The sequence below is a fragment of the Treponema sp. OMZ 788 genome (assembly GCF_024181245.1).
Taxonomy (GTDB): Bacteria; Spirochaetota; Spirochaetia; order Treponematales; family Treponemataceae; genus Treponema_B.
This window is the reverse complement of the sequence record NZ_CP051199.1, coordinates 1,298,261-1,311,321: the sequence shown is the minus strand read 5'-3', so window position 1 is coordinate 1,311,321 and position 13,061 is coordinate 1,298,261. Positions and strand designations below refer to the sequence as shown.

Annotated in this window: 16 protein-coding genes; 12 read left to right on the top strand and 4 right to left on the bottom strand. The window is 38.8% G+C overall.

Translation table 11 applies throughout. From position 1 onward, the window contains the following. Positions 1-8: 8 nt before the first annotated feature. Together map and E4O00_RS06330 are read right to left on the bottom strand one after the other, a co-directional pair. The gene (gene map / locus E4O00_RS06335) at positions 9-755 is read right to left on the bottom strand and encodes a type I methionyl aminopeptidase (RefSeq protein ID WP_253679360.1); all 747 of its coding nucleotides are present in this window, start codon (positions 753-755) and stop codon (positions 9-11) included. Beyond that, complete coding sequence (locus E4O00_RS06330; RefSeq protein ID WP_253679358.1) at positions 742-1,578, bottom strand: DnaJ domain-containing protein; 837 nt, start codon at positions 1,576-1,578, stop codon at positions 742-744. Before E4O00_RS06330 ends, map begins: the two co-directional genes overlap by 14 nt. A gap of 141 nt (positions 1,579-1,719) precedes the next feature. Here E4O00_RS06330 and E4O00_RS06325 point away from each other — a divergent pair, with 141 nt between their 5' ends. Genes E4O00_RS06325 through E4O00_RS06315 form a run of 3 tightly spaced genes read left to right on the top strand, consistent with a single transcriptional unit; the run spans position 1,720 to position 2,978 of the window. Continuing rightward, entirely contained in the window at positions 1,720-2,184 is a 465-nt protein-coding gene (locus tag E4O00_RS06325; RefSeq protein WP_253679356.1) for a glutathione peroxidase, read from the top strand. A gap of 19 nt (positions 2,185-2,203) precedes the next feature. Then, on the top strand, positions 2,204-2,548 hold the full coding sequence (locus E4O00_RS06320; RefSeq protein WP_253679354.1) for a cupin domain-containing protein: 345 nt from the start codon (positions 2,204-2,206) through the stop codon (positions 2,546-2,548). Between the two features lie 13 nt (positions 2,549-2,561). After that, positions 2,562-2,978 (top strand): OsmC family protein, encoded by a 417-nt coding sequence (locus E4O00_RS06315; RefSeq protein WP_253679352.1) that lies wholly within the window; start codon positions 2,562-2,564, stop codon positions 2,976-2,978. 41 nt (positions 2,979-3,019) lie between these two features. On the opposite strand, the gene pcnB is transcribed toward E4O00_RS06315, so the two are convergent. Next, on the bottom strand, positions 3,020-4,165 hold the full coding sequence (gene pcnB, locus E4O00_RS06310) for a polynucleotide adenylyltransferase PcnB (protein ID WP_253679656.1): 1,146 nt from the start codon (positions 4,163-4,165) through the stop codon (positions 3,020-3,022). 162 nt (positions 4,166-4,327) lie between these two features. Here pcnB and E4O00_RS06305 point away from each other — a divergent pair, with 162 nt between their 5' ends. Beyond that, positions 4,328-5,359: a hypothetical protein gene (locus tag E4O00_RS06305; protein ID WP_253679350.1), complete on the top strand. Its 1,032-nt coding sequence runs from the start codon at positions 4,328-4,330 to the stop codon at positions 5,357-5,359. Positions 5,360-5,420: 61 nt separating this feature from the next. Here the strand turns inward: E4O00_RS06305 and guaA are convergent, their stop codons facing one another. Continuing rightward, positions 5,421-6,965, bottom strand: a complete 1,545-nt coding sequence (gene guaA, locus E4O00_RS06300; protein WP_371922716.1) for a glutamine-hydrolyzing GMP synthase — start codon at positions 6,963-6,965, stop codon at positions 5,421-5,423. A gap of 92 nt (positions 6,966-7,057) precedes the next feature. Here guaA and E4O00_RS06295 point away from each other — a divergent pair, with 92 nt between their 5' ends. From E4O00_RS06295 to rpsT, 8 genes are all read left to right on the top strand, one after another. After that, on the top strand, positions 7,058-7,435 hold the full coding sequence (locus E4O00_RS06295) for a VOC family protein (RefSeq protein WP_253679346.1): 378 nt from the start codon (positions 7,058-7,060) through the stop codon (positions 7,433-7,435). Between the two features lie 28 nt (positions 7,436-7,463). Then, positions 7,464-8,723, top strand: a complete 1,260-nt coding sequence (pgk, locus tag E4O00_RS06290; protein ID WP_253679344.1) for a phosphoglycerate kinase — start codon at positions 7,464-7,466, stop codon at positions 8,721-8,723. Between the two features lie 5 nt (positions 8,724-8,728). After that, positions 8,729-9,745, top strand: coding sequence for an N-acetylmuramoyl-L-alanine amidase (locus E4O00_RS06285; RefSeq protein WP_253679342.1), 1,017 nt, complete (start codon positions 8,729-8,731; stop codon positions 9,743-9,745). 12 nt (positions 9,746-9,757) lie between these two features. Continuing rightward, entirely contained in the window at positions 9,758-10,216 is a 459-nt protein-coding gene (locus tag E4O00_RS06280) for a GerMN domain-containing protein (RefSeq protein ID WP_253679340.1), read from the top strand. A gap of 94 nt (positions 10,217-10,310) precedes the next feature. Next, positions 10,311-11,360 carry a flagellar filament outer layer protein FlaA gene (locus E4O00_RS06275; protein ID WP_253679339.1) on the top strand — a complete coding sequence of 350 codons (1,050 nt, stop codon included), beginning with the start codon at positions 10,311-10,313 and terminating at the stop codon, positions 11,358-11,360. A gap of 143 nt (positions 11,361-11,503) precedes the next feature. Next, the gene (locus E4O00_RS06270) at positions 11,504-12,403 is read left to right on the top strand and encodes a (p)ppGpp synthetase (RefSeq protein WP_253679337.1); all 900 of its coding nucleotides are present in this window, start codon (positions 11,504-11,506) and stop codon (positions 12,401-12,403) included. Further along, positions 12,384-12,662 carry a tetratricopeptide repeat protein gene (locus tag E4O00_RS06265; RefSeq protein ID WP_253679326.1) on the top strand — a complete coding sequence of 93 codons (279 nt, stop codon included), beginning with the start codon at positions 12,384-12,386 and terminating at the stop codon, positions 12,660-12,662. The genes E4O00_RS06270 and E4O00_RS06265 overlap by 20 nt, the downstream gene beginning before the upstream one ends. A 76-nt stretch (positions 12,663-12,738) precedes the next feature. Then, complete coding sequence (gene rpsT / locus E4O00_RS06260; RefSeq protein WP_010697461.1) at positions 12,739-13,008, top strand: 30S ribosomal protein S20; 270 nt, start codon at positions 12,739-12,741, stop codon at positions 13,006-13,008. Positions 13,009-13,061 lie beyond the last annotated feature (53 nt).

The window sequence follows — 13,061 nt, the reverse complement described above, 5'->3', positions numbered from 1 at the left end:
AACTTTTTTTATAACTGCGACAAAATTTCCGTGTGGTCTTCAAAGATGGCAACGGTATGCTCCATGTGGCATGAAACCGACCTGTCGGCAGTTACGACAGTCCATCCGTCTTTTTTTACCTCGACATCGGCCGTTCCCATGTTAATCATGGGCTCTATTGCGACCACCATTCCGGCTCTAAGGCGGGGATTCGGCCTCATTCTTTCGGGGACATTCGGAATGCTCGGATCTTCGTGTACACCTAGCCCGACACCGTGTCCGCAATAGTCGTAAACCACCCCGTAATTATGGGCTCTTGCCAGATTAAAGACTGCCTTCGAAATATCCGAAACTCTTTTGCCTGCCTTACATGCTTCAATTCCTGCGTAAAGGCACTGAGTAGTAACCTCTAAGAGCTTGAGGTTTTCCTTTGAAACATTACCGACAGGATAGGTTACACAAGAATCGCTTATGTAGCCTCCAAGGTCGATTCCTATATCCATAGAAACAAGGTCCCCGTCTTTTATGATTCTTTTGCCGGGAACTCCATGAATTACCTCTTCATTTATCGAAATACAGGCTGCCCCCGGAAAACCTTCAGAATACCAAGCAGGAACACCGCCGATTTTTTTTATATAGTTTACACAAAAATCATCAAGCTCTTTTGTAGTCATACCGGGTTTTATTACCGGTTTTAATTCTTCAAAAAGTTGGGCAAGGGCCTTACAGGACTTTCTGATGCCGTTAATTTGTTCTTCCGTTTTAATTATAATCATAGTGATTCTCCAATTGATTTTGAATAATTTTAATGCCCCTTAGTTTGGGGCTGAGCTGCATTGCCTCATTTAAACACTGTGAAGCTCTGTATGTATCTCCAAACCTATAATATATTTCGGACATACGCTTAAGAATGTTAGCTCTATCTATCTTTTTAAAGCCTAGTTCCATAGCAGCTTCATAACAGTCTAAGGCAAGCTCGTCTTCGGTATACCTATGCAGTTTATCGCTTATTATGGATTTTATCAAGTCAGTAACCTCAGGAAAAAAATGTTTAAAATAAGGCTTTTCTTTTTCCATATAAAAAATTTCTTCCAAAAGCAAAAAAGACTCATAATATTCTCCGCGGAAATAAAGTTCTTCTGCAAGGACAAAGCCGCAGTCCATAAAATCTTCCTTGTTAAAATATTTTGAAAGATAAAAGCCTCCTGCCTCGCTTCTTCTTTTATTATATTCTTCTACGGCCGACTGTTCCAATCCGTGAAAAAGATCAAAAAAGATGAGTTTAGCACGGCTTTCGTAATCCGTTTTTTTTAAAAGCCAAAGCCTGTAGTCAAAACTTTCCGCCGTATTTTTCTTTGAAAAAAAATCGAAATAATCAAATGGATTTTCATCGGCCGTTTTTTCTTTTAAAAGGTTTTGGTAGGCATTTAAAAGAAGCCTCATAGCCGATTCGGATTTTTCCTTTTCTTCTTTAGTTTTATTTTGAGTTAGGTCCGGATGGTGAAGCTTAGCTTTTTTTCTAAAAGCTGTCTTTATTTCGGCTGCCGAGGCTTTAGGTGAAACTCCTAAAATGGCATAATTATCGTTTTTTTTCATCATAGAACCCGTGATGATAGCATTTATTTAGGCCGATGTCTAGTAGAAATTGAAAATTAGCCGACAAACGAAGTCTTACCTAAAACTGCCAACTTATTGAATTTATTCACAGTCTTTTGTATAATTTGATTTAGGAGAAATCTAATGGGAATTTATGATTATACTGTTAAAGACAGCTTCGGAAATGACTTTTCTTTTACTGACTATAAGGATTATGTTATTTTAATAGTGAATACGGCTTGTGAGTGAGGCTTTACCCCTCATTTCCAAGGTTTGGAAGAATTATATCAAGAATATAAGGATAAAAAATTTATTGTTTTAGCCTTTCCATGTAATCAGTTCGGCGGGCAGGATCCGGGAACAAACGAGGAAATCAGAACATTTGCTCAAACCAAGTATGGTGTAACATTTCCTGTAATGGCAAAAATTGATGTAAAGGGAGAAAATGCCGAGCCTCTTTTTTCTTTTTTACAAACAGCTTCAGGGAACAAAAGCATTAAATGGAATTTCACCAAATTCCTTGTTGATAGAAGCGGGGAAAATGTTCAAGTATACGGCTCGCTTACGGCTCCCAAAAAGTTAAAAAAATATATTGAAAAACTCTTATAAAAATTTTTGAGGTGATTTTATGATAATAAACAAAAATGATGTGCCTAAAAAGCTGAAGCCTAATTTACGCGGCGGAACTGGCGAAATAAGCGTTATAGAATTTTTAAGTGTCAGAGAGGTTGAAAATTGCCGTATGTTTTCCGAAATGACTGTTCCGGTTGGAGCAAGCATAGGAGAGCACGTACATACAGGCGAAACGGAGATATATATTATACATGAAGGCAAAGGACTTGTTACAGATATGGGTAAAAAGCAGGAAGTAGGTCCGGGAGATGTGGTCATCACTGAGGATAATCAGCTTCACAGCCTTGAAAATACCGGCTCCGTGCCGATGGTTTTGACCACATTAGTAATTAAACATTAGATAGGAGAATTTTATGGCAAAAGAATTTAAGGCAAAGGCCGAAATCGATTTGGGCGAAGGTTTTAAAGTTGAGTGCGAGGCATCCGGCAAAAAGATTATTGTTGACGAACCGGTCAGCTTCGGCGGAACAGATTTGGGTATGAACCCTATCGAAGTTCTTTTGAGCGGCCTTGGGGCTTGCAAGTGTGTTATCTCGAAAATGCTTGCAAAGAAAAAAGGGCTAAAGCTTGATTATTTGGCTGTTGAATGTGTCGGTGCTTTTAGTGCAGGAAAGGTTGGGCTTTCCGAGATTGAAACGATATATCATATTAAGTCGGATGCTTCCGATGATGAGCTTGAAAAGTTTATGACCTTGGTTGACAATAATTGTCCCGTAAACGAGACACTCAAAAATCCCCTCCCCATAACACATAAACTTATTAGAGTTTAATTTTTATTAAATATTGTGAGTCTTGAAAGATACGGGTTTTATTAATCCGTATCTTTTTGTGTTTCAGGCTTTTTGACCTTTTTCTTTCGGCGGATATGCTTAACCTGTTTACCGAGTTTTGCCGGGCGGGCTTGAGTTCTTTCCATCGAAACCTTAATCCCCAAGTCATTTAAAATACTCTTTACTGCAAATTCCAATTCTTTTCTTTGAGGATTCATCGGAAGAATAAAATGTCTGCACTCTTTATAAACATAAGTGTATACCTCCTGCGGAAGACCTTCAGGATCGGCAATCAGCCTTGTATAATCTTTTAGCAAGGCCCTTAAACATTCTCCCTGTTTTATTTGATGTTTAGCATCTACTTCCTTATCCAAAAGAGTAAGATTTTCTAAATAAATCTTTTTAAACTTGGAAGACGAATCTATAAAAGCACAGGCTCCCGGCTGTATGTAAACATAGAGCTTAAAGTCTAAAAGTTTTTTTATAATATCGCTTGAGTGTCCGCTAAAAATAATCTTGTTTATTTCTTCGGTTATTCTTGAGGGCGACACAAACTCTAAAAGATGTGCATTTTTGCGTATTTGAAGCTGAACAAAAAACGGAATGCTTGAATCCGTCATTGCAGCATACTTGATCGCCCGTATCATTCTTACAGGATCTTCCGAAAATATCAGCTGAAGCGGAATAATGGGCCTGATTTTTTTTGACCTTATATCCTTAACGCCGCCAACATAATCTATCACAAGCTCATGGATGGGGTCATAGTAAAGAGCATTTAGTGTAAAATCCCTTCTGTGGACATCTTCATCGATTGTTCCGAATTTATTGCCTATACTTCCGTCTTCAGTCGAGCGGAAAGTGCTAACCTCATATATTTTTTCTCCAAAAAATATATGGACTAATCTGAACCGCCGCCCTATAATTCTTGAATTTCTAAATATTTTTCTTATTTTTGACGGCTCCGCAGAGGTTGCAATATCGAAATCCTTTGGAACATGACCTATCAAAAGATCCCTTACTGCTCCTCCTACTATGTAGGCTTCAAAACCTTGAGAATTTAAACGCTGTATAATTTTCACGGCTTCAATGTCTATTTTTTCGGGGGCAATGTGGTGCTCGTCCTTAGTATAGACTAAAGCCTGCCGAACCTGCTTTCCTTCGGCATTTTGACCGTATCGAACTAACATTTTTGAGTGAACATTTTGCATGTAAAGGGGCTTTATGTCAATGACTACCGATTATTTTTAGCAAAATTTTATGCTTTTATCTAAAAAAGCCCTTTTAAAATTCGGAATAATGTAGTACAATATTCATTCTATCAATTGCATATTGGAGAAGTTGCGGAAAATATGACAATAAATAATGCCGGACTCGGAACTATAATCTCTACGGATATCGTTGTTCTAAATGATCAAGAAAGAATTTTGGTCGAACATGCATTTGATCGTTTAAACGGTGAATACAAGGCTGCTGTTTTGGAAATAGGAAAAAAACTCATGGATTTGGAAAGAATGTCTGCCGCAATTTCCCGGTTTCCTTCCATTCATGAAACAAGCGTTCTTGCCGGAGAAAAACGGAGTCAGGATACGCTTATAGAGAATTTATGCAAAACCCCCTCTGATGCCCGCACTCTTTCAATGCCGACAAAGGCTGTTTTAGGCCGCGGTTTTCTTGTTGCAAAATTTCATATTTTTTCTGCCTTAAGCAAGGTTGCTTCAAGCTCTCATTTTTCTGAAGAAGAAATTGAAGAGCTTAGATCGGCTACCATGAATATAATGTTTACGATTATGTCGGAAGATGTGTATATTTCGATTTTGGACAGCAATATCCTGGATGAGCAAAAACAAGAAAAGGTGGCCAATGCCCTGATTTATCTTTGGGAACACCGCTTGGATCAAAATACTACTTCTTTTGCACCGGTTTTAACACGCGTTTGGACTGCCCGGGATAGAATAGCCCCGGTATTCGGTACTATGATGGGCACAAGCGAGCTTTTTTTGCTTTCTTCCAAACTTGATGACTCATGGCAAAGTTTTATGCTTGCAAAACTTTCCAATAAAATTGTCGGCCAATCACTTGAAGAATTTTTATTCGGCATCTCATACGAAGATATCCTCTATGTCCGAAATCAACTGGTAAGCTGTAAGATACCTGCAATGGGCAGGGATGATGTATCGAAACTATTAAATAAATCTCTTAATTTTGATAACTCGGATCCTCGTCATTTTTACTCTTCCTATGTGCAGCGCCGAAACAACGCCGATGCCCGTAAACGCCTCAACGCCGCCGGCCCTAAAAACACCATCGAAGACTACTACATCAGCTTCCTATTCGAAAAAGGCTTGGAGCTGAAAGACGGGAAGGCTGAAGGAAAAAAATAAAACCTATTCTCGTCAAGTATTTTTGGGGAGAACTAACGAGAATGGGGAGAATATTTTTAGACTACTCCCACTCAATCGTTGCAGGCGGCTTTGAGGTTATGTCGTAGACTATTCTGTTGATGCCCTTTACCTCGTTTATGATACGGGAAGAAACCTTGTCCAGTACCTCGTAGGGGATGCGTACCCAGTCGGCTGTCATAAAGTCCGAGGTTTTTACAGCGCGCAGGGCGAGGGTATAGTCATATGTTCTAAAGTCTCCCATAACGCCGACCGTCTTTGTGGAGGTAAGCACGGCAAAATACTGGCTTAAATCTTTTTTTATATCGGCCCTTTCAAGTTCGCTCCGCCAGATTGCATCGGCTTCACGCAGGATATCGAGCTTTTCTTCGGTTATCTCGCCCATAATTCTTATGGCAAGGCCGGGGCCGGGGAAGGGCTGGCGGTGCACCAGATAGTCGGGGAGGCCGAGCTCTGTGCCTAACTTTCTTATTTCATCCTTAAATAGGTTTTTTAGGGGCTCAATCAATGATTTAAAACTTATGTGATCGGGAAGCCCTCCGACATTGTGATGGCTTTTTATTACGGCTGAACCCTTGGCTCCGCTTTCAACTACATCGGCGTAAATTGTGCCTTGGGCAAGAAAGTCCACTGTTCCTATTTTTTTTGCTTCTTCTTCAAAAACGCGGATAAACTCTTCACCGATTATCTTGCGTTTTTTTTCGGGATCCGAAACGCCTTTGAGCTTTCCTAAAAAACGGCTTTCCGCATTTACGCGGATAAAATTCATCGGAGCGTCCCTAAAGGCTGCCTCTACCTCATCTCCCTCGTTTTTGCGCATAAGACCGTGATCCACAAAGATACAGGTCAGATTTTTTCCTACAGCCTTGTTTAAAAGGGCTGCAAGCACCGAAGAGTCTACTCCTCCTGATAGGGCTAAAAGCACCTTGCCGTCGCCTACAGTATTTTTAACCTCAGTGATTGCTTCGGTCAAAAAGCTTTTCATGTTCCAATCGCCCTTGGCTCCGCATACATTGTATAAAAAGTTTTTGATTATATTTTGACCTTCTTCGGAATGCTCAACCTCGGCATGGAATTGGATGCCGTAAAGCTTTTTTTCCTTGTTTGCCATGGCAGCATTTTTTGTATTTGCTGTTTGAGCTGCCGAGACAAAGCCCTCAGGAAGGTGTGAAACGCAGTCTACATGGCTCATCCAAACAGAAGATTTATCTTTTATGTTTTTAAAGAGCGGAAGAGCTGTATCGAATTTCGTTAATGTTTTGCCGAATTCTCTTTTTAAGCTTTTTTCGGCCTTGCCGCCGAGGCAATGGGCCATTGCCTGCATACCGTAGCATATGCCTAAAATCGGAATCCCTAATTCAAAAATTTCTTTTGGGGGCAGGGGTGCATTTTCTTCATAAACGCTGTTAGGCCCGCCCGTAAAAATAATACCTATCGGCTTATTTTCTTTTATATAATCAAGAGCCTTGGAGGCACCAACAATATCCGAATAAACATTTAGGTCCCGTACCCGCCTTGCTATGAGCTGGTTATACTGACCGCCGAAATCTACAATTAAAATCTTTTCCGTAATCTTCATAAAAAACATTTTAGCCTATGAGCCGTTTTTTTTCAAGATGTAAAACTTTTAATTGACTTATGGTAATGATTGTGTTATACTTTTTTTTAAGAGGTATACAAATGTTTTTAAACAGTGTAGCCATCCGCACGGATGAAATGGAAAAATCACTTGAGTTTTATGAAAAAGTACTTGGATTTACTTTTAATTATATGATGTCGGCAGCTCCCGGCAAAAGGATCGCTTTTTTGACTGAGCCTGACAGCGGAATGAATTTGGAGCTTATCAGCCATGATGTTCCAAAGCCCGATAACGGAAGCAGAATTTCGCTCACCGTTCAAGTAGAACAAATAAGCGAGGCTGAAAAGTACCTAAAGTCTAAAAATGTCCGCATTACGGCCCCTCCCAGAACCGTAAAAGACGGTAAAAAGATTTTGACTGCCGTAGATCCTAACGGAGTTGAAATAGACTTCATCGAATTCAAAAAAGAAAACGACTAAAGCCATATAAAAATTATCCGGAGGTAATATGATTAAAACAGTAAAAGATGTAAATTTAAAGGATAAACGCATAATAATGCGTGTCGATTTTAACGTTCCCATGAAAGACGGAGTAGTGCAGGACGATACCCGAATAAGGGCCGCCCTTCCTACCATAAACTATATACTTGAACAAGGAGCAAGATCCCTTGTTTTGATGAGCCATTTGGGTGATCCTGCAAAAGATACAAAAAAAGCCAAGGAAAAGGCAGAAAAAGACGGAAAAACCTTTGATGAGGCTTCATACATTAACGGAAAGCACAGGATGAAGCCGGTGGCCGAATACCTATCCGGTCTTCTCAAACTTCCGGTTGATTTTGCTCCTTCCTGCATGGGGCAGCTTGAAAGAGTAAAGGCCCTTCCTCAAGGCGGAATTTTAATGCTTGAAAACACCCGCTTCCATAAGGAAGAAACTTCAAAAGAAAAGGCCGAACAGCAAGTTCTGGCAAAGGAACTCAGCTTGTACGGCGATATTTATGTAAATGATGCTTTCGGCACAGCCCACAGAGCCCATGCTTCTACAGCCGAAATTTCAAACTTTGTCAATACAAGGGTTGCAGGCTTTCTCATGGAAAAAGAAATTAAATATCTTGAACCCATGTTAAATAAGCCCGAAAAACCCATGACTGCAATTATAGGCGGAGCAAAGGTTTCTTCAAAAATCGCAGTTTTAGAAAGCCTTTTAAAAAATGCTTCATCTTTAATAATAGGAGGAGGCATGGCCTATACCTTCTTAAAGGTTCAAGGAAAGAAAATCGGTAAGTCCTTGTTTGAAGAAGATTTTATGGATACTGCCAAAAATCTGTTGGATGAGGCTGAAAAGCAGGGTGTAAAAATCATCCTTCCTATCGATCATGTATGTTCAGAGACTTTTTCTCCAAATGCCGAAGCTGTTTTAGTCGAAAACACCGATATTCCCGATAATCTTATGGGAATGGATGTAGGGCCTAAAACCTTGGAGCTTTACAAAGACATCGTTTTGAAGTCAAAGTCCATCGTATGGAACGGACCTGTCGGCGTTTTTGAATTCGATGCCTTTGCAAAGGGTACCGAAAAAACGGCTTATCTTGTGGCGGAAGCAACCGGAAAAGGTGCTTTAAGCATTGTAGGCGGAGGAGACTCCGTTGCTGCGGTAAATAAGTTCAATCTTGCCGATAAGATGAGTCATGTTTCCACCGGAGGAGGAGCTTCTCTCGAATTCCTCGAAGGAAAAGTCCTTCCGGGCATTGAATGTCTTGACACTATTTAATTTTAATGAGAAATAGGGCAAATAAAAGAGCTTTTTTTTCTGTTTTTCTCGTAATTTTTCTTTATGTAAAAGCCTTTTCTGCAGGTGTTTCAGTTACCGATGCCGCAGGAAGGCTTGATTTGGATATTTCGTGGGATCCTCTTTCTCAAGAACTTATTTTTATGAAAAATAACTCTGAAGTTAGCTGCAAGGTTGGGGAAAGCCTTATAGTCTTCGATAACGAAAAAGCCGATTTTACTCCGCCTCCATATCAAAAAGACGGTCTGACCTTTATCAGCGGTGAAATGTACAAAAAACTTGAAGCCTTTTTTGCCGTACCTCAAAAAGAAGAAAATTATAGAGTAGGGGTTATCTTGATAGATCCCGGTCATGGAGGCAAGGACCCGGGCTGCGTCGGCTCCTATGTCGAAAATAAAAAAACTTTTGTCTTGTACGAAAAGGATATCGCTTTAAAGGTCAGCCTGGACCTATATAAGATGCTCAAAAAAGCCTATCCGGATAAAAAGATTCTTTTAACAAGAAACAAGGATGTCTATCCCACCCTCGAAGACAGGGTAAACATGGCAAATTCCGTAAAATTAAAAAAGAATGAAAGCATTCTCTATGTTTCAATTCATGTAAATGCCTCCCTTAACTCAAAGGCTTCCGGTTTTGAGGTCTGGTATCTTCCTCCCGAATACAGGCGTGAAGTAGTCGATAAAAAAACAGTGCCTAAAGAAATTCATTCCATATTAAATTCGATGATGGAAGAAGAATTTACGATGGAAAGTATCTTAATGGCTCAAAATATTTTGGACGGCTTGGATGCGCAAATAGGAAAAAAAAGTCCCAATAGGGGAATACGCGAAAATCAGTGGTTTGTGGTACGCAATGTAAAAATGCCCAGTGTTTTGATAGAGTTAGGTTTTATCAGCAATAAGACCGAAATTAAGCTGTTAAACTCTCCGGACTACTTGAAAAAATGTGCCTTGGGTATATATAATGGTCTTTCGGCTTTTATAAGCAATTTTGAAACTAATTGATTCGGAGTATTTATGAATCGGATAAAAACAAAGATTATTACGGCATCTTTATTGCTTGTAATAGTTATAGTTTTGAGTTTTACATCGGTTTTCAATAAAAAGTATGACCGGTATGTTCTTTTTTTTAAAAATTCTATAACAGGGAAGATTGATACGGAAATCCGCTATGTTCCTGTTCAAAATATAACGGAGCCGGAGGCTGCTTTTTTTGAAGAATTGATGCTCGGACCTGTAAACCATCATTGTTATTCTTTTATTAGAGCCGGCTCCAAATTGATCTCCTGTTTTGTAAAAGACGGTATTTTATATGCAGATTTACCTGTGGTTTTTACCGAAGATATAAAACAAGAATTTGATTCAGATCAAATTAAGGCTCTTTTACAAAAAAATATATTCACAAATTGTAAGGACTTAAAAGCTGCTTATATCTTCGTTGAGGGTATGGAGATTTACGAATTATTAAAAAAATAGCATTAAAAATCAAAAAAAGTGTTGACAAAATTGAATTATTACGTATACTTATAGTATACAGGGCATAAATTAAGTGCATAAAAGGAGTTTTTGAATGAAAAAAACATTTATACTTGTGGCTATGGCATTCCTCTTAATGGGTGCTGTTGCGGTTGCTGAGGAAGCGATTATTATTGATTTCGCGCTGTTGAATGCCGATATTGTCGCAGATCCCAATGGTAAGATGACACAAAACAGAAGAACTGTTATGGATTACGGTCAGGTAGCCGGAGCCTCTTACACAGATGAGCAAAAAGCTTTGATGAGAGCATCTTTGGCTCTTGAACAGTGGGAAGTTGATTTGAATTCTTCCTCACAGAATCCTGTTTCTGTTGATGTTTCAAGAGTTCAGGGGTCTAAAGTAAGAGATGAAGGCGATAAATTTGCCGGTCAAACACTAATGGGTGTACGCATTTTGTTCCCTGAATGGTCACACAATGCAAGTGCAAAAATTAGGCCCGGGTTTTTAATTCCTGCTTATGAAAAAATGGCTCAAGTTGATGATCAGGGCAATTTACAGGAACCCACTGCAGAAGATAAGGCTTCCGGTAAATCAAGATTTGAAGACGGTTATGGTGTTGTTCGAAATATCGGTGTTATCAAATCTATTGCTGTAAATACCTATGGTATGAACTTCCCCCATGGACTTTATGTTCTTCTTCGAGATCAAAACAACGTAGTTAAGAGATACTTCATGGGTTATCTCTTGTTTGACGGCTGGAGAGAAATGGTATGGAGCAATCCTGCATACGTTTCACATGTAAAAGCAAGAGAATTGAGACTTTATCCTGTTTATCCTGTAGCTCTTCCTCATGTAGCTTTTGACGGCTTCTTAATTACCCGAGATGCAGCTCATGACGGCGGAGATGCTATCGCATACTTCAAAGATGTTAAGATCATCTATGACAAAGCTGTTTTGACAACTGTACGAGACTTTGCTGATGAAGATCTCTGGGGTATTCAGACAGAAAGAGAAATGAAGAGAAAGAAGATTGAAGTTGAAAGATTCGGTCAAACACAGGTTTTACGATTCCTCGAGCAGGAAAAGTTGGCTACAGAAGAAGGTTTTAAACCTTCTGAAGGTTCCGAAAAGAAACAACAATAAGTTCTAGACTTTAAAGCGGTCGAGACGGCTCGGCCGCTTTTATTTGATGTCCCTGTACTAATGATTTTACCAAAATATGTTGTCTGAAGACTTGCCTTGGCTCCCTAAAAAAGAAAAAATTAAGGGATATTTATACTTCTTATGTGCCTCATTTAAATATTTTGATAGTGCGCATAGAGGAGTTTCTGCGTTCTATAGTAAAAATAACTTCTGCTCCCACATATAAAACAAGGGTTAAAAGTTTTAATAGTTATTATCTTAAACTTTTAAAATTTCCGCCTAAAAGCGATACATCGGATTTACCTGTTCTTACGGATATTTTGGGAGTAAGAATAATTTGCCCTTTTTTACAGGACATAAATGAAGTTGAAACAATTTTACTAAAAAACTTTACCGTAATAGAAGTAGAGCGTAAGGGATCCGAAAGAACTTTTAGAGAATTCGGATACGAATCGGTTCATTTTTTACTTGAAATACCTGAAGAATTTAGAGTAGGTCTTGTTTTACCAAAAAATTTAATTTTTGAAATCCAGCTTCGCACTATTCTTCAAGACGCTTGGGCAGAAGTTGAGCACGAACTGGTATATAAGTCGGAGTTTTCTCCATTTGATCAACCTTTAAAAAGAAAACTTGCTTCCATAAACGCAAGTTTAAGTTTGGCCGATATTATTTTTCAGGAAATTCGCGATTATCAAAACAAGCTTAATACCGAACTTGAAAAAAGACGCTTTGAGTTTTATTCGATGGCTGATGAGTATACAGCTCAAGTTTTGCCTGAAACTAATATTGTGCAGCATGATAGTGCAGAACATGGAGAGGAAGTAAAACTTGCCGAGACTATAGATGATTTGATTTTAGCTGCAATTGAAGCCCATAATCAAAATCTTTTTGATAAGGCTGAAAAGATTTATACAAAAATAATTGAGCAAAATCCTAACGATATAGTTTTGTCTGTTGTTTTTAAACACAGAGGTATGGCTTATTTTGCTCAAGCTAATTATCAAGAAGCCTATTCAGATTTTTTTGCAGAGCTGCAAATATAATCCTGCAAATTTTAGATCTCTATATTATGTTGGAATAGCTTTAACTCTCTTAAACAGAGATGATGAAGCCATTGAATATTTTACAAAATCGCTTGAAATAAATAAATTTCAAGCCCATGTTTATTTTAGACGCTCTTTGTCCTATTTTAAACTGGCTTTATATCCTGAAGCAGCCAAGGACTTGGATTCTGCCTCGGATCTTGGTTTAGCTGAAGAAGATGCAAAAAAATTGCGTATAGCTATTGCAAAAAAAAATTGATATGGTGTAATCTAAGCGGCTGTATTATGTCATATACAATAACTATAGTTTTAAATTAATTACGGAGGTACCTTAAATGAAAAATCGATCTGCGATTAAAAGACATAACCAGAGTGAAGTCCGCCGAATGCGAAACCGCTCTGCAAAGAGTGAAGTACGTACGACAGCTCGAAAGTATACTGAGGCTGTTCATGCAGCTAATGCGGAAAGTGCCGCTGCCTTACTTCGAGAGCTCTCAAGTCAGCTTGATTCTGCAGCACGAAAAGGAATTTTGACAAAAAATTCTGCAGCAAGAAAAAAGTCAAGAATGCAGCTTTTGTACAATGCTTCATTTGCAGCAAAATAAGAATGAAGAAAAAACCGCAAAACCGATTTGGGATTGCGGTATTTTTTTATATT